Source organism: Methanothermus sociabilis, from assembly GCF_055392295.1.
Genome location: NZ_AP042467.1, coordinates 688,909 through 704,178, shown reverse-complemented (window position 1 = coordinate 704,178; position 15,270 = coordinate 688,909). Strand labels below are relative to the sequence as shown.

General features: G+C 30.9%; 18 protein-coding genes and 3 tRNA genes. 13 read left to right on the top strand and 8 right to left on the bottom strand.

What is annotated here, in order from left to right:
- Positions 1-154: 154 nt before the first annotated feature.
- A complete protein-coding gene (locus ACZ5LY_RS03940) occupies positions 155-394 on the bottom strand; it encodes a HypC/HybG/HupF family hydrogenase formation chaperone (RefSeq protein WP_013414125.1) in 240 nt (79 codons plus the stop codon).
- 77 nt (positions 395-471) lie between these two features.
- On the opposite strand from ACZ5LY_RS03940, the gene ACZ5LY_RS03935 reads away from it, so the two are divergent.
- From ACZ5LY_RS03935 to hycI, 4 genes are all read left to right on the top strand, one after another.
- Positions 472-1,755 (top strand): FAD-dependent oxidoreductase, encoded by a 1,284-nt coding sequence (locus ACZ5LY_RS03935; RefSeq protein ID WP_464576943.1) that lies wholly within the window; start codon positions 472-474, stop codon positions 1,753-1,755.
- A 314-nt stretch (positions 1,756-2,069) separates the two neighbouring features.
- Positions 2,070-2,492, top strand: coding sequence for a nickel-responsive transcriptional regulator NikR (nikR, locus tag ACZ5LY_RS03930; protein ID WP_013414123.1), 423 nt, complete (start codon positions 2,070-2,072; stop codon positions 2,490-2,492).
- Positions 2,479-3,261 carry a methyltransferase domain-containing protein gene (locus tag ACZ5LY_RS03925; protein ID WP_464576940.1) on the top strand — a complete coding sequence of 261 codons (783 nt, stop codon included), beginning with the start codon at positions 2,479-2,481 and terminating at the stop codon, positions 3,259-3,261. The genes nikR and ACZ5LY_RS03925 overlap by 14 nt, the downstream gene beginning before the upstream one ends.
- Before the next feature lie 40 nt (positions 3,262-3,301).
- Positions 3,302-3,700 carry a hydrogenase maturation peptidase HycI gene (hycI, locus tag ACZ5LY_RS03920; protein WP_052293476.1) on the top strand — a complete coding sequence of 133 codons (399 nt, stop codon included), beginning with the start codon at positions 3,302-3,304 and terminating at the stop codon, positions 3,698-3,700.
- Here hycI and ACZ5LY_RS03915 read toward each other — a convergent pair.
- Positions 3,692-4,774: a DegT/DnrJ/EryC1/StrS family aminotransferase gene (locus tag ACZ5LY_RS03915; RefSeq protein ID WP_013414120.1), complete on the bottom strand. Its 1,083-nt coding sequence runs from the start codon at positions 4,772-4,774 to the stop codon at positions 3,692-3,694. The two genes, hycI and ACZ5LY_RS03915, sit on opposite strands and share 9 nt — an antisense overlap.
- Positions 4,740-5,651, bottom strand: a complete 912-nt coding sequence (locus ACZ5LY_RS03910; RefSeq protein ID WP_013414119.1) for a CPBP family intramembrane glutamic endopeptidase — start codon at positions 5,649-5,651, stop codon at positions 4,740-4,742. The genes ACZ5LY_RS03915 and ACZ5LY_RS03910 overlap by 35 nt, the downstream gene beginning before the upstream one ends.
- An 86-nt stretch (positions 5,652-5,737) precedes the next feature.
- On the opposite strand from ACZ5LY_RS03910, the gene ACZ5LY_RS03905 reads away from it, so the two are divergent.
- Entirely contained in the window at positions 5,738-6,886 is a 1,149-nt protein-coding gene (locus ACZ5LY_RS03905) for a tRNA (guanine(10)-N(2))-dimethyltransferase (RefSeq protein WP_013414118.1), read from the top strand.
- On the opposite strand, the gene ACZ5LY_RS03900 is transcribed toward ACZ5LY_RS03905, so the two are convergent.
- Positions 6,873-7,562 carry a hypothetical protein gene (locus ACZ5LY_RS03900; RefSeq protein WP_464576937.1) on the bottom strand — a complete coding sequence of 230 codons (690 nt, stop codon included), beginning with the start codon at positions 7,560-7,562 and terminating at the stop codon, positions 6,873-6,875. The genes ACZ5LY_RS03905 and ACZ5LY_RS03900 overlap by 14 nt on opposite strands.
- A gap of 283 nt (positions 7,563-7,845) precedes the next feature.
- Here ACZ5LY_RS03900 and ACZ5LY_RS03895 point away from each other — a divergent pair, with 283 nt between their 5' ends.
- The 7 genes from ACZ5LY_RS03895 to thiD all read left to right on the top strand — a co-directional run bounded on the left by ACZ5LY_RS03895 (position 7,846) and on the right by thiD (position 12,652).
- Positions 7,846-8,286, top strand: a complete 441-nt coding sequence (locus ACZ5LY_RS03895) for a PepSY domain-containing protein (protein ID WP_245526729.1) — start codon at positions 7,846-7,848, stop codon at positions 8,284-8,286.
- A complete protein-coding gene (locus ACZ5LY_RS03890) occupies positions 8,270-9,007 on the top strand; it encodes a proteasome assembly chaperone family protein (RefSeq protein ID WP_464576935.1) in 738 nt (245 codons plus the stop codon). Before ACZ5LY_RS03895 ends, ACZ5LY_RS03890 begins: the two co-directional genes overlap by 17 nt.
- A tRNA-Arg gene (locus ACZ5LY_RS03885) sits at positions 9,007-9,081 on the top strand. Before ACZ5LY_RS03890 ends, ACZ5LY_RS03885 begins: the two co-directional genes overlap by 1 nt.
- Positions 9,082-9,154: 73 nt before the next feature.
- The gene (gene proS / locus ACZ5LY_RS03880) at positions 9,155-10,555 is read left to right on the top strand and encodes a proline--tRNA ligase (protein WP_464576933.1); all 1,401 of its coding nucleotides are present in this window, start codon (positions 9,155-9,157) and stop codon (positions 10,553-10,555) included.
- An 11-nt stretch (positions 10,556-10,566) separates the two neighbouring features.
- Positions 10,567-11,214 carry an ARPP-1 family domain-containing protein gene (locus ACZ5LY_RS03875; RefSeq protein WP_464576931.1) on the top strand — a complete coding sequence of 216 codons (648 nt, stop codon included), beginning with the start codon at positions 10,567-10,569 and terminating at the stop codon, positions 11,212-11,214.
- Positions 11,215-11,225: 11 nt separating this feature from the next.
- Entirely contained in the window at positions 11,226-11,897 is a 672-nt protein-coding gene (gene cofC, locus ACZ5LY_RS03870; protein WP_013414112.1) for a 2-phospho-L-lactate guanylyltransferase, read from the top strand.
- The gene (gene thiD / locus ACZ5LY_RS03865; RefSeq protein ID WP_464576929.1) at positions 11,891-12,652 is read left to right on the top strand and encodes a bifunctional hydroxymethylpyrimidine kinase/phosphomethylpyrimidine kinase; all 762 of its coding nucleotides are present in this window, start codon (positions 11,891-11,893) and stop codon (positions 12,650-12,652) included. Before cofC ends, thiD begins: the two co-directional genes overlap by 7 nt.
- Here thiD and ACZ5LY_RS03860 read toward each other — a convergent pair whose 3' ends face one another.
- From ACZ5LY_RS03860 to ACZ5LY_RS03850, 3 genes are all read right to left on the bottom strand, one after another.
- Positions 12,653-13,675 carry an adenylosuccinate synthetase gene (locus ACZ5LY_RS03860; RefSeq protein WP_464576927.1) on the bottom strand — a complete coding sequence of 341 codons (1,023 nt, stop codon included), beginning with the start codon at positions 13,673-13,675 and terminating at the stop codon, positions 12,653-12,655.
- A gap of 123 nt (positions 13,676-13,798) precedes the next feature.
- Positions 13,799-13,870, bottom strand: a tRNA-Gln gene (locus tag ACZ5LY_RS03855).
- A gap of 8 nt (positions 13,871-13,878) precedes the next feature.
- Positions 13,879-13,952: transfer RNA gene (locus tag ACZ5LY_RS03850), tRNA-Lys, on the bottom strand.
- A gap of 89 nt (positions 13,953-14,041) precedes the next feature.
- Here ACZ5LY_RS03850 and ACZ5LY_RS03845 point away from each other — a divergent pair.
- Complete coding sequence (locus ACZ5LY_RS03845) at positions 14,042-14,422, top strand: CBS domain-containing protein (RefSeq protein ID WP_013414109.1); 381 nt, start codon at positions 14,042-14,044, stop codon at positions 14,420-14,422.
- Here the strand turns inward: ACZ5LY_RS03845 and frhB are convergent, their stop codons facing one another.
- The gene (gene frhB, locus ACZ5LY_RS03840; RefSeq protein WP_464576925.1) at positions 14,423-15,265 is read right to left on the bottom strand and encodes a coenzyme F420 hydrogenase subunit beta; all 843 of its coding nucleotides are present in this window, start codon (positions 15,263-15,265) and stop codon (positions 14,423-14,425) included. It lies immediately after the preceding gene.
- Positions 15,266-15,270: the final 5 nt, after the last annotated feature.

The following is a 15,270-nucleotide window of genomic DNA, read 5'->3' as shown; positions in this document are numbered from 1 at the left end:
GATTTAAAATATAGCAAAGTTACTTTTTTGCTATGATAGGTATCAGAATTTTAGAATTTTACATTTTTACCTTTTATATATTTAATTGTAAAATTAAAATTATATATTTTTTGATGAAATTTTAAATAAAATCAAAAATATTTGATTAAAATTATTATTCTTTAGAATTAAGTTGATGCATCATTTCTTCCCATACTTCAAGTGACTCTTTGGCAGCTTTTTCAGACATAACTTCAATGGCATATCCTGAATGTACTAGAACATAAGTTCCAATATCTACTTCATCTTCAACTAGATCTATCCTTATTTTTTGTTTTACACCGCCAAAATCAACAGTTGCCATCTTTTTATTTTTATTGATATCAACAATTTTAGCAGGGGCCGCAATACACATTACTTTCTCACCTCTTATTTATTTATTGGAGTATAGAAATACTTAAAGTTTATTAAGTTATCGTGTGAGGGATTGAATTGTATGTAATAATTGGAGGAGGACCAGCAGGAAGATTTGCAGCAATGGAGTTAGCAGCGCTTAACAAGGAAACCTTATTGATTGAAAAAAAATATATGGGTGGTACATGCCTAAATGAGGGATGTATGGTTGTATGTGGCTTAAATGACATTGCACGTTTCATAGATAACGCCAAAAATTTAAAAAATCATGGAATAATTGATTTTGAGTGTGAAATAAAATACAAACATCTATTGAAGAAATTAAAAAAGACAATTAAGACAATTAGGAAGATAAATGAGAAGGAAACTAAAGAATCTGGTGTAGAAATTATATATGGCGAAGCAAAAGTTATTGAAGACAAAGTACAAGTAGATGGAGAAAAAATAAGTTATGATAAATTGATAGTTGCAACTGGAATAAAACCACATATACCTCCAATAGATGGCGTTGAAAATGCAATAACTTACAGAGATGTCCTTGAAATTGATGAACTCCCAGAAGTTATAAATATTGTGGGTGGAGGACATACTGCATCAGAATTTGCTTATATTTTTTCTAGGTTTGGATGCAAAGTTAACGTGATTTGCAGGAGTAAATTTTTAAAAAATTTAGACCCTGAAATTAAAAAATATGTGGTTGAAAAGCTTTTAGATGACGTAAAAATTTATGAAAATACAAAAACCTTAAAAATAGGTGAGGAATATATTGAAACTAGCAAAGGAAAAATAGAAGGTAAAACATTTTTGGCTACAGGCGTAACACCTAACTCAAAAATTGTCAATGTCAAAAAAGATTCTAAAGGACATATAATAGTCAATGAAAAAATGGAAACAAGCATGAAAAATGTTTATGCAGCTGGAGCTGTAACTAATAGAGCTAAAAATACGCCTGTTGCAAGGATGGAAGGTATAGTAGCTGCAAGAAATGCAGCTGGAATTGAAACGAGGATGAGATATGATTATATACCCAACTCAATATCTCTCAAATATGATGTAGCATTTATAGATGAAAATAAAAATAAAAAACTTGTAAATGCTAAAATGCCTGGACCAGCTGGTCCAGGATCCTTCTGGGAAGTTTTAAACAAAAATACAGGGTTAAGTAAAGTTTCTGTAGATTTAAATACTGGAGAAATATCTCGAGTATATGCAGTATCACCTATTGGTAGAGATTATGTAGCATACCTTTCCCATTTATTGAGGCTTGGAAGTAAAGTTCAGGATTTTGACAATTTTATAGAAGTTCATCCCTCTACAGACTCTGTTTATAAGTTATTAAGGTTTTTAGCTAAGAGAATATAGAGAATATTGTTGTTCTTTTATTACTTTTAATCTCTCCTGATATTAAAAATATAAAATTAAGTATTACACAAATATTAATTATATTAATAATTGTATTAATTATAACACAATAATTTTGGAGATAAATGTAAAAGAAAAAATAAAACATATCAAGCTGTTTTTTTAACGGTTTTCATGCTTCTATTAATTTTTTAATTCATACAGATAATTATTTGATTCTATTTTTTAATTTAATTAAAATAACTAGTATTAATTTATTATGAATATTTAAATATAAGTATTAACTTATTATTGTATTGAGGGAGGTGATATTAATGATGAGGATTAGTATGTCCCTACCTAAAAAATTGTTAGAAGAGTTTGATGAAATATTAAGAAATAGAGGATACCAATCTAGATCAAAAGGAATAAGAGATGCAATAAAAGATTATATAGTAAGATATCAGTGGATGCATGAGATGGAAGGAGAAAGAATTGGTGTTATTGCAGTAATTTACAACAAAGAATATAAAGGCATTGTTGAAGAAATCTCAGATGTACAACATGAATACAGAAAATACATAAATGCTAGCATGCATGTACATTTGACAGATAAACATTGCCTTGAAGTACTTGTTACAAAAGGAGATGTGGCAAAGATCAGGGAACTAACAGAGAAATTAATGCGATTAAAAGGCGTTGAACATGTACGCTTAACAAGTACTTCAACAGGAAAAGAAATAGATGAAGAAGTGTAAATTTTTTGTTACACCCTATCATTATAATTTATTAAAAGACACTGAAAGATTGTCAGCATTTTATGAAGCAATAAAGAAATTAGCAAAAGGTATTGTATATGATTTAGGTACAGGTAGTGGAATATTTTCATATTTTGCAGCGCCTCACGCAAAATTTATTTTTGCAATAGAAAAAAATGAAAAAATAGCTAATTATGCAAAGAAGAATTTATATAATTTTAAAAATGTTAAAGTAATTAATAAAGATGTTTTTGAGTTTGAATTTCCAGAATATGCTGATACAATTATCTGTGAAATGTTAGATACTGCATTAATCGATGAAAAACAAGTTCCAGTTATGAACAAAGCTATAACATTTCTAAAAGAAAATGGCAATGTTATCCCACTAGGAGTCATAAATTGTGTTGAACCTGTGGATGCAAACATTCCCCACATAATTTATGAAAGAAAAGGTATGGAATACAAAAGTTTGGGAAAAATTAAAAAATACAACGAAATACTTTTTTTAAATAAAAATAAAGAAAAATTTAAAGATACTATTAGGTTGCAAATAAAAAATAGTGGAATTTTGAGAGGTATTAAGATAATCACCTTTACCCTTATTTCAGAGGAGATAATTTGTGGACCAACACCAATGATGAATACACCAATTTTTATTCCAGTTGAAAATGAGGAAGTAAGAGCTGGAGATACAATAAAACTTTTTCTTTCTTATAGAATGGGTGGTGGTTTAAATACAATTAAAGCAAAAATTAAAAATATTTTTTAAAGACTATGAAAAAGCATTAATTTTAGGCATTGGAAATGAATTGAGGTCAGATGATGGTATAGGTCCCTACATTGTTTCAAGATTACCAAACAACAAAAAAGTTGTTTTGTTAAATGCTGGAACAGCCCCTGATAAATTTACATGGAAAATAAAGATTGAAGATCCTAGTCATATACTTATTATAGATGCTATAAACATGGGCAAAAAACCTGGTAAAATAGAATTCATTGATAAAAAAGAAATAGCAGAATATGAGATGTCTTCTACACATAGCATTCCACTTTCCTATACAATAAAATATCTAGAATCACAAGGAAATTATAAGATAGGATTGGTTGGAATACAACCAAAAAATTTAAATATAGATACTAAAATTTCTTATGAAGTTAAAAAAGCTGGTAACAAGCTGATTAAAATATTATCAGATATATTAAATTAATTTGCTACAATCCTTAGATACTTCAACAATTTTATCAAGATCATTCTCAGTTAAAGCAGGGTGCACTGGCAACGAAAGTACTTCTTTAGAAGCTTTTTCTGCATTTACACATTTACATTTATAACCCATTTTCCTATAAAATTCTTGTTTATAAACAGGCCTTGGATAATATATTCCAACATTTATACCTTCCTTTTCAAAACATTTAACCCATCTGTCTCTCTTAGGAACTCTTATTGTATATTGATGATAAACATGCTTAACATTACCAACTTCTTCTGGAGTTATTATATCCAATTTTTCCAGATGTTCTGTTAAATATTTTGCATTTTTAATTCTGATTTCATTAAATTTATCTAATTTTTTTAATTGATGTATACCTATTGCAGCTTCTACATCAGTCATCCTAAAATTATACCCAAGCATTATTTGATTGTATCTTTCTACTTCTCCATGATTTCTAAGTATTTTGATTTTCTCTGCCAGTTTTTTATTGTTTGTAGTTACCATTCCTCCTTCTCCAGTTGTAATATTTTTAGTTGGGTAAAAACTGAAGCATGCGGCATCTCCAAAAGTACCTACTTTACTTCCTTTGTAAATAGCTCCATGTGCCTGAGCAGCGTCTTCGATTACATATAATGAATATTCTTCAGCAATTTCTAATATAGGGTCCATGTCTGCAGGATGACCATAAAGATGTACAGGAATTATTGCTTTAGTTTTATCAGTTATAGCTTCTTCAATCTTGTTAGGGTCTATGTTATAGGTTCTAAGATCTATATCAACAAAAACAGGTTTTGCTCCCACATATAATATTGAATTTGAAGTAGCACTGAAAGTGAATGGAGTTGTTATAACTTCATCGCCTTTATTTATTCCTATAGCCAACAAAGATAAGTGTAATGCAGTCGTGCCTGAGCTTGTAGCTACAGCATATTTTGTTCCAACATATTTAGCAAATTTTTTTTCAAATTTTTCTACCATTGGCCCCTGTGCTATTTGCCCTGACTTTAGCACGTTTATAACTTCGTTGATCTCTTCATCTCCTATCATTGGTTTTGAAATAGGTATCATGGTTTTTTACCTCCTTTACTTGATTTATAGAAGATGTTAAAACACTTAGGTTTGGCTTTATTATCGCTAGAAACATTAAAGACATCATAATCGCATGTATTATGCCAAATATTGGATCATATGGACTTGTAATCAATGATGGAAGATTTCCTATATCGACATCATAAGAACTGTGGAAAGAAGATGCATAAATGTTGTTAATAATATGGACACCAACAGCTAATTCTATACCTTCATCAGATATTGTTACAATCCCCAAAATTATGCCTAAAATTGTGGCAGCCATGGCAATCGAAAAACTTTGGGAAATTTTGAATGCATTAAACCAATGTAAAATTCCAAATATTATAGAAGTAATTAGAATTATAGTTAAAGGTTTTTTAAATTTCAAACTTAATGCCTGCATCAAATATCCTCTAAAAAATAATTCTTCAAAAGTTGCCTGCACAGGGAAAATAATTAGAGAAAGTAATAATAAAAGGAAGAAGGTAGAACTATAGTTAAATTTATAATTAGCAGGGTTTATAAAGTAAATTATTATGTCTGTAATTATTAAGATTAAGAACCAAATGATAGCTCCCTTGAAAATTCTTTTCCATCTTATTTTGTTGTAACTATTTACCAATGATATGAGTTTTCTACCATGGATATATCTAACAGATATACAAAAGAATATAAAACTAGTGAAATAGGTTATACCAAGTAATATTAACAGGAATAATGAAGATTTAAGAATTTGAAAATTTTGTGTAAAGACAAATACAATCCCTAGAAACATGCCTGGAATTATTGGAGAACCAAATGTCAGTATTATAGTTATTAGATATCTCCACCATTCATTTTTTCCTTCTTTTACTCTTAGCAAAAATTTTGACATTCATTCTCCCCTACCATTTGATTAAAAACCTTTTTCAAAAATTAATTTATTCCGATTTTTTAATAAAAAACTTTTTTGGTGATAGGATGGAAACAATTAGAGAGGGTAAAGTAAAGATAAAAATTCCAAAATTCAAAAAAGTATCGTCAGAAGCTCCTGTATTTTATAATCCTGCAATGAAATTTGATAGAGACTTATCTGTAATTATATTGCAACAATTCCAAAAAGAAATCAATAAGGAAATATCTGTTGCTGATACTTTTGGTGCAAGTGGTATACGTGGTATAAGGTATTTTAAAGAAGTTAAAAATGTAAATAAAGTTTTTATAAATGATATAGATGAAACAGCTGTAAAATTTATAAAGAAAAATGTAGCTTTAAATAATATTGAAGCTGAAGTTTCACAAGAAGAAGCCAATATATTTTTGAGGAAGAACAGAGGTAAATTTGATATTATAGATATAGATCCTTTTGGAACACCTTCACCTTTCATTGATTCAACACTTTATTCTGCAAAACGAGATTCCCTATTATGTATAACTGCAACTGATACATCAGCATTGTGTGGGACCTATAGAACTGCATGTATTAGAAAATACAATTCAGTACCATTAAAAACAGAATATTGCCATGAAAATGCTGTGCGTATACTTATGGCTTTTGTTGCAATGAATGGAGCAAAATATGACAAGTACATTGTTCCAAAATTTTCACATAGTACCAAACATTATGTACGACTATATTTAAAGGTAAAAAAAGGAGCTAAAAAGACAGATAAATGTATTGACAAAAACATAGGTTTTATTTTACATTGTAATAATTGTTTTTATAGAGAAACACGTGCTGGACTAAGCTACCAACATCCTTCAGAATGTCCATCCTGTGGCCATAAACTACATGTTGGTGGGCCATTGTGGGTTGGCAAGGTTTATGATCCTGAATTTGTTAAAGAAATTAGGAAGTCTATAGTTAGTTATGCCAATCAAAAAATTTTAAAATTTATTGAAGTTTGTTCGCAGGAATGTGAAATGCCTGCCACATATTATGATGTTCATAGAATATGTAGTGATTTAAGAATTAGCGCCCCAAAAATAGACAAAATTATAAATTCTCTAAGAGAGCTTGGATTCCGTGCAACAAGAACACATTATAGCCCCGTAGGCATTAAAACAGATGCTCCAGTTGAAACTATTAAAAAAGTGATAAGGAAACTTTCCAATGCTACTCATAGTTAAGCATGTTGTTTGTATAGTAGAATTGTAGGAGAGATGCATTTCTAATTTCAAAATCTCTATATGGTAAATTGAAGTAAGGGAATAATATTCCTTTAATAACATAATAATAAGCTACTAGTGGTCCATATTCTTTTCTTAACAAGTAGTAGTAAAGAGGAAAACCACAGCCCTGATTAATTATTACATTTCCTTCACGCACTGTACCATGGTAGACTAAAGGTATTGGACCCTTTTGTCCATTTCTTTTAGCTAATTCTTCAACATAGGATAATGCCTCATCCAAATTTTTAAATACTTTTCCATCTGCCTTATATTCCCATTCATTATCTGGTATTCCATATATACCTTCTCTCCATACCTCAGACCAGTTTATTGTAGTTGTATAAGGTTTATTTTTTTCAATGTAAGCAAGTTGTATTATAAGTACATCTCCTTCCATATAATGACGATAATTAGAACCTCCACAATAGTGAACAACTAATGCACATTTTGATCCATATTTTTTTGCATATTCTGCAAGAACTTTAGAATGTGGATGTCCTGGATACATATCTGGATTTGCTAATTTAACAAAGGCTAATCTACCTAATGGAATGAAGGGTCCATTAGCCACAACATAGTGAACATGTATTAGATATACAGCAATGATTGCAATGAAAATCATAAATTTACGCAACTTGATTCTCCTCCATCTTTAAAGGTTTTTGAGTTAAAAATTTTAACTGTGTATAATTTTTTATTTAAACTTAAAAATATTTTCTTTTTTGAAAACTAAAAAGAATTTGACTTTCTTAGAAAATAACAATTTTTTACAATTTTTCAAATATAAGAATAAATTTGAGGGATATATTTAAGATAATAAGGTCTTATGGCTTCACAGTTCAACATTCAAATTATGTTAAAAAAAATTTATATAGGAGAAACTCAAGAAAATGATTTATGGAGAAGGTGGGATAAAAGTGAATTCAAAGAAAAGTATTGCTTTAGCTATATTAGTTATAGGTATGATAGGGGTAGTTATAGCTGGATATAATATTCTACACCATGTGTTCCAAGGGGTAGGTAACCCAACAAAAAATTTTGGAGAAAATATAAATAAACCAAAAAATATAAATGAAGGATCAAAAAACAAAAATGTTATGAGCACAGAGGAAGGTAATAACCCAAAAAAAGGTGATAAGGAATCTACAGAAATAGGACATGAAAACGCAAAAAATATAGCAAGTAAATACATAGAGGAACCTGGAGCATCCCCAGGATCTCCAAAAATTGTTTACATTGATGGAAAACCAGTTTATGTTGTTCCAGTGATCAAAAATGGAAAACAAGTTGGTGAAATATACATAGATGTAAAAACAGGTAAAAACCTTGGAGGAGCGGGAGGTGCCCCCGGAGGATAAAATAATAGAAAGTGGAGATTGTAGATTAGTTTGTAAAAATTCTATAGAAGATGCATTAGTAATAGAGGGATCTCCAAACATTGGATTAATAGGTAATATAGTTGGATGGAGAGTTATAGAAGATTTAGGTCTAAAAGAAATAGGATATATAGAATCTAAAAAATTACCACCTGTAGCTGTATTAAAGGAAGGAAAAGCATTACATCCATTTAGGATGTATGGTGGGGATGACATAGTATTATTCTTATCAGATTTCCTCATCCCCAGCGATTCAGTGTTCGATATAACAAATATTATAGTTGAGTGGGTAGAAAAAAATAATAGTAGGGAAGTAATAACTATTAGTAGTGTTTTGGCGAGAGGTGGTGCACCAAAAATAGTTGGTGCAGGTAATAATGATCAATCCTTAAAAAGATTTGAAAAACTAGGAGTACCAACTTTAAAATCAGGTATAATTGCAGGACTAGCAGGTACTTTACTAACTAAATGTAAAACAAAAAACATACCTGCATCATGTATATTTGCTGAAGTTATCAGTCCATACCCTGATCCTAGGGCTGCTGCAAACGTTATAGAGTTACTAAATAAAATTGCTGATATTGAAGTTGATCCTCAACCATTATTAGATGAAGCCAAAAAAATAGAATCAAGATTAAAAAGATTAGCTGAAAAAATACAGAAACAACAACAAAAAGAACCAGAATTACCTATCTATCTGTAGGGCCCGTGGCCTAGCCTGGATAGGGCGTCGGACTTCTAATCCGAAGATCGCGGGTTCAAATCCCGCCGGGTCCGCTACTTCCTTTTTCTACTTTTTATTCTTATTTTAATCACAATTTAAGTAAAATGTCTAAATAAGGTGGATAGAATGGAAAATTTTAGCGAATGGTATCATGAAATACTAGAAAATGCTGAAATAATAGATTCTAGGTATCCAGTTAAAGGAATGCATGCATGGCTCCCCTATGGCTTCAAAATTAGAAAAAAAATCATTGAAACTTTAAGAAAATTACTTGATGAAGATCATGACGAAGTTCTTTTCCCATTATTAATACCAGAAGAAGAATTGATGAAAGAATCTATACATATAAAAGGATTTGAAGACGAAGTTTATTGGGTAACTCATGGAGGAAAAGCAAAATTAAAAAGAAAATTAGCTTTAAGACCAACAAGTGAAACAGCAATGTATCCTATGTTTTCTTTGTGGATAAGGACACACAAAGATTTACCATTAAAAGTTTATCAAATTGTAAATACTTTTAGATATGAGACAAAACACACTAGACCATTGATAAGGATTAGAGAAATAACTACATTTAAAGAGGCTCATACAGTCCATAAGACATTAGAAGGAGCAGAAAAACAAGTTAAAAAGGCTATAAATATATATAAAACCTTTTTCGATTCATTAGGTATTCCCTATTTGATTACAAAACGTCCTGAATGGGATAAATTCCCTGGAGCTGTATATACAATAGCATTTGATACTCTTATGCCTGATGGTAGGACCTTACAAATAGGTACTATCCATAACCTTGGTCAGAATTTTTCAAAGACTTTTGATATAACCTTTGAAACAGAAGAAGGTAAACATGAGCATGCTTATCAAACATGTTATGGTGTTTCAGATAGAGTAATTGCTTCAGTGATTAGCATCCATGGAGATGAAAAAGGTCTTTGTTTACCACCAAAAATTGCTCCAATGCAAATAGTAATAGTTCCTATAATATTTAAAGAAACAGAAGAAGAAGTTTTAGAATTTTGTAAAAATGTTGAAAAGAAATTAAAAGAAGGGAAATTGAAAGTACATTTGGATGACAGAGACATAAGAGCTGGACGTAAATTTTATGAATGGGAGATGAAAGGAATACCATTGAGAATAGAAATAGGGCCTAAAGATATCGAAAAAAATAAAGTAGTTGTAGTAAGGAGAGATTCTGGAGAGAAAATGGATGTTAAGTTTGATGATAATTTTGTTGAAAATATAAAATCTATTATTGAAAAGATGAACAATGATATGAGAAAGAGAGCTTGGGAGAAAATGAAAAAGAAGATATATGATGTAGATGATATCAAAAAATGTAAAGATATAATAAATAATGGGAAAGGCATTGTTAGAGTTATTTGGTGTGGCAATGAAAACTGTGGTAAAAATTTAGAAGAAAAAATAAAGGCAGACATGCTTGGTATAGAAGGTAAATCATCAGGAAAATGTTTAAATTGTAATGAAGATGGAAAATACAAAGTTTTACTTGCAAAAACATATTAGAGGTATTTTAATTGAATGTTAGAATATTTTTAGTAATTTTATTTATAATTTTGTTTGCTTTGATACCAGGGGGATTAAATTATTCTTTAAATGAACTAACTCTTGAAAAAATGAAAAATGTGGATATTGTTCAACTTACACCTGCTGGAACTGTTCCACATCAAGTTCGTATATACAATAATGAGTACTTTCCAATTTATGTTAAAAAAGGCACAATACTTGAAAGCAACCAATCACAAGATTTAGTAATTGCAAAAGATGATATTTTAGTACCGCATACATATGCAGATGTGCCTGCATTTTGTATAGAACCTGAAACATGTGCTATAAAAGGAGAACATTTGAAAGCTGATGGGTATGCACCAGAAGCTATAAGTTATGTAATTTCTTCTACCAATTGGACCAACCAGGAAAATATAACTGATACACAACTTAAAATATGGTTGTTGGTGAGGGGCACAAATTATGATCCATATTCAGGAGAAAGTTTAGCTTTTGTATCAAAAAATAATATTTCATATGATACACTGCAAGAAAAGATTTACAAGATGGAGGCAGAATTTAGTAAAAACATGAGTAGTAGTTTTAACATTCAAAATATAAGTAAAAATTTATTGCAAGAAATAATAAATAGATTTAAACAATTTTTCCAAAAATAGGAGAATCTAAAATGCGCACATGCTCAATGATACCAGTCTCAGAACTTCCACGCGCTAAAACGCGTTTATCTACTATATTATCAACTGCTGAAAGAGAAAATTTGTTAAAGGCAATGATACGTGATGTAACATCTGCATTAAATAATTTTGTTGATGAAATAGTTATAGTAAGTTCTGATGAAAATATATTAGAGTTTGGGTATGAAATAGGGGTAGAAATATTTGAAGAAAGTGAAATAATTGAATTAAATGGTGCTTTGGAAAAAGCAATAGATGAATATAGAGATTTTGACAAAGTACTAATAATTCCTGCAGATGTTCCTCTTGTTCTTAAATGCGATATACATACTTTAATAAATAAAGGTAAAGAATATGACATAGTCATTGCTCCTTCTAAAGGTGGTGGAACTAATGCTCTCCTCTTAGAACCAAAAGCTATACCTTTAAGATTTGGAGAATTAAGTTTCTTTAAACATATAGAAGAAGCTAAAAAAAGAAATCTCAGCTTTTATGTATATGATTCATTTTATCTTTCAGTAGATGTCAACACAAAAGAAGATTTAGGTGAAATTTTACTTCATGGCAGAGGAACATCGACATACAAATATCTTAAGAAACTTGGATTTTCAGTTAAACCTTGGCACGGGAATATAAGATTAAAGGTGGAACGAGAGAAATGGTAACTCTTTCAATAGCAGGGTTTGATCCTTCAGGCGGTGCTGGAATTTTAAATGATATTAAAACATTTTCTTCTATTGGAAGTTATGGTGCAGCAGTAATAACTGCATTAACAGTGCAAAATACAAAGAGAGTATCAAAGATATTGCCTCTTCCTCCAGATTTTATTTCAGAACAAATAGATATTATACTTGAGGAATTACCTATAAAATATTGTAAAACAGGGATGTTATATACAAAGGACATTGTTAAAGTCGTATCTAAAAAAATTAAAGAATATAATTTAAAGGCTGTTGTGGACCCGGTTATGGTTTCTGAATCTGGTTATTCATTATCTGAATCAAGTATTATTAAGGCGTTGAAAAAACATTTGCTGCCAAGGGCAAGTTTAGTTACTCCAAATAAATTTGAGGCTGAAAAACTTTCAGGGATTAGTATAAATAATATTAACGATGCAAAAAAGGCTGCTAAAAAAATTGGCGAATTTTGCGATGTTGTGATAACTGGCGGTGATCTAGCAGGTAAAAATATTGTTTACATTGATGGAAAAATTAAAATAATAAAAAGTAAACTTATAGAGAGTGAGAATACTCATGGGACTGGCTGTACTTTTTCTGCTGCAGTTACTGCATACTTGGATAGAGGCAATAGCAAAATTAAATCTATTAAAGATGCATGTAAATTTACAAAAAACGCTATATTACATGGAAAATGGAAAACATTGAATCAATTTTGGATGATGCATGATATTCTAAGATAATTATATTAGCTCTTTTCTTAAATCAATAGTATCCTCAACATCTGGACCTGTAGATATTATTGTTACTGGCACTCCAGTTTCTTCCTCAATTCTTTCTATGAATCTCTTTGCTTCTACAGATAAATCCTCATATTTTTTAACTCTTCCACAGTCGGGGTACAATTTATCAACACAAGTAAGTGCTATTTGAGTTGCGCCGTTTATCATGCATGATTCTTTGGCTAATTCCATGTCAAACAAGCCTACCCTGCGAGGTCTACCCGTCACTGTCCCATATTCAACGATTCCCATTTTTTTTGCTTCATCTTGGCTAATTTCTGTTGGAAATGGTCCTTCTCCAACTCTTGTAGCATATGCTTTAAAAACTACAATAACTTCGTCAATTTTGGTAGGACCTACACCAACGTCAGCTGCAGCTGAGCTTGCAGTAGTATCTTTACTTGTTACATATGGATAAGTGCCATAATATAATGACAAGCCAAAACCTTGTGAACCTTCGATAATTACGTCCTTATCATCGTCAATTGCTTCATTAATTTCCTCTGCAACATTGGTTAAATATTTACTTAACTCTGAAATTTGTTTGGCTAATTTGGCTTTTCTCATAACTCTATCAGCATTTGCTGGGCCACAACCAGTACCTGTGGTTCCTATCTTCTCAGATAAATGACTAGACTTCCTATCCAATTCTTTGTGTTTCTTTTCTATTACTGCACACCTGTAATCAATAAATGTTCTCTTATCAACTTCATATTCTTTTAAATATTCCATCTCATGTAAGAAAACTTCTGGATCTATTAGTACACCAGCACCTATCAATAATTTTGCATCTTTATGTATAAATCCAGAAGGTGTCAATCTTACTGCATATTTTTTGCCTTTATACTCCACAGTATGCCCAGCATTTGGACCTACTCCAGCCCTTGCTACAATATCTGGTTTATCAACATGGCATAAATAGGTTATACATTTACCTTTTCCTTCATCTCCCCATTCTCCACCGACTAATACGCTGCATGTCATCGGTTGGTCTCCTCCTTTTTTAATTAAAAATCAGGACTTTTCTAGAATTTTATTAATCCCCTTACATACCTAACATTGTCCAATATATATATTTTGTTAAAATCAGGCAAAAATGATAAAAAATAGTCCCGGGCGGATTCGAACCGCCGTCGCCAGGTCCAGAGCCTGGCAGGATTACCACTACCCCACGGGACTATTTTGAGCGGGCCCGACGGGATTTGAACCCGCGACCATCTGGTTAAGAGCCAGACGCTCTGCCAGACTGAGCTACGGGCCCATTTTAAATTCATTATTTTTATCCAATTTAAGTTAAATATATTTACACTATATAATTTTTTCGGCCTAAAATTTTTTAGGGGAATATTCATGAGAGTAGAGGAAGTAATGAATAAAGATATTATAACAATAGATGCTTCTGAGCACCCAATAGAAGCTGTTAAAAAAATGTTTAAAAAAGGTGTAAGGAGGCTTTTTGTAACACAAAACAAAAAAATAATTGGTGTAATATCATACACAGACATTGCTGGAATTGATATTTCCAATAAAAAAATTAAAATTAAAGACATAATGACTAAAAAACCTATAAAAATACCTGCAGAAAAAGACATTAAAGTTGCAGCAAATTTGATGTTAAGGTCTGATGTCTCTGGACTGTTAGTTACAAAAAACAATAAAGAGGTAGGGGTAATAACAAAAACAGATATATGTAGATTGGTAGCATCTGGGAAACTAGTGCCAAAAAAGTAATTAGGGCACAGGAAGCCCTAATTTCTTTCTTTCTTCAATTGTTTTTTCTGCTCTTTCCTTTTTCTGTTTAGCTAGTTTTTTTAGCAATCCTAATCCTGGCTTAACTTCCTCTATTGGTTTTGTTTCAAACATTCCTACCTCCACAGCTTCCTTAAATAATTTGTCACCAAATTTTGTCCGTGTTAAAACTGTTGACCATCCATCTGGTGTACCAACAGATCCTGTGGAAATATCAGCGAGTTCAGCTGTATAATCATTACAAACTTTACAACTGCTTTGTTCATAACCATGTGTTTCTTTCAATGGAATTGTTGCTGTCTCATCAACTGTGTATGCCCAGAATTTCCCTTTACCTATATCCATTTTGTCCACAATATCAAGACTAAGGTTCATTTTCTCTGAAACAAAAGTTTCTAATGATGAATATGGAAAGTTTTCCATACAGTAGATTCCAACGATTAACTTAATTTTATCTGGAACAAATCTTGCTCCAAATGGGTATGTCTGCATTTTTCTAATTGCTCCTATTTGACAGGGCACACCAACAATTCCCAATTTTTCAATTCCATATTGTCTTGTGGCTTCCTTTATCATCCATACATTTGGACACATTGTATACTTTGTACCTGCTGCAGCTAAAATTTCATCTCTAGTGGTAGCAATATGTGGCTGTGGTTTCCAAGGTTCATCAGTTACTTTTGAAACTACCGCACCTTCTATTATTCCTTCCTCTAATGCATAAATTAGAAGTCCGCTTACTACACCACCATCTTGTGATACTTTTTGTATTTCTTTATCTTTACATTTTGCTGCTACAGCCTCAACATATTTTCCTAAAACCATTTATA

Excerpts from the sequence above, each read along its gene's own strand:
- ACZ5LY_RS03910 (WP_013414119.1), bottom strand. The coding sequence starts at position 5,651 with ATGTCAAAATTTTTGCTAAGAGTAAAAGAAGGAAAAAATGAATGGTGG.
- ACZ5LY_RS03845 (WP_013414109.1), top strand. The coding sequence starts at position 14,042 with ATGAGAGTAGAGGAAGTAATGAATAAAGATATTATAACAATAGATGCT.
- thiD (WP_464576929.1), top strand. The coding sequence starts at position 11,891 with ATGGTAACTCTTTCAATAGCAGGGTTTGATCCTTCAGGCGGTGCTGGA.
- cofC (WP_013414112.1), top strand. The coding sequence starts at position 11,226 with ATGCGCACATGCTCAATGATACCAGTCTCAGAACTTCCACGCGCTAAA.
- ACZ5LY_RS03905 (WP_013414118.1), top strand. The coding sequence starts at position 5,738 with ATGGAAACAATTAGAGAGGGTAAAGTAAAGATAAAAATTCCAAAATTC.
- ACZ5LY_RS03915 (WP_013414120.1), bottom strand. The coding sequence starts at position 4,774 with ATGATACCTATTTCAAAACCAATGATAGGAGATGAAGAGATCAACGAA.
- nikR (WP_013414123.1), top strand. The coding sequence starts at position 2,070 with ATGATGAGGATTAGTATGTCCCTACCTAAAAAATTGTTAGAAGAGTTT.
- frhB (WP_464576925.1), bottom strand. The coding sequence starts at position 15,265 with ATGGTTTTAGGAAAATATGTTGAGGCTGTAGCAGCAAAATGTAAAGAT.
- ACZ5LY_RS03925 (WP_464576940.1), top strand. The coding sequence starts at position 2,479 with ATGAAGAAGTGTAAATTTTTTGTTACACCCTATCATTATAATTTATTA.
- ACZ5LY_RS03860 (WP_464576927.1), bottom strand. The coding sequence starts at position 13,675 with ATGACATGCAGCGTATTAGTCGGTGGAGAATGGGGAGATGAAGGAAAA.
- ACZ5LY_RS03940 (WP_013414125.1), bottom strand. The coding sequence starts at position 394 with ATGTGTATTGCGGCCCCTGCTAAAATTGTTGATATCAATAAAAATAAA.
- proS (WP_464576933.1), top strand. The coding sequence starts at position 9,155 with ATGGAAAATTTTAGCGAATGGTATCATGAAATACTAGAAAATGCTGAA.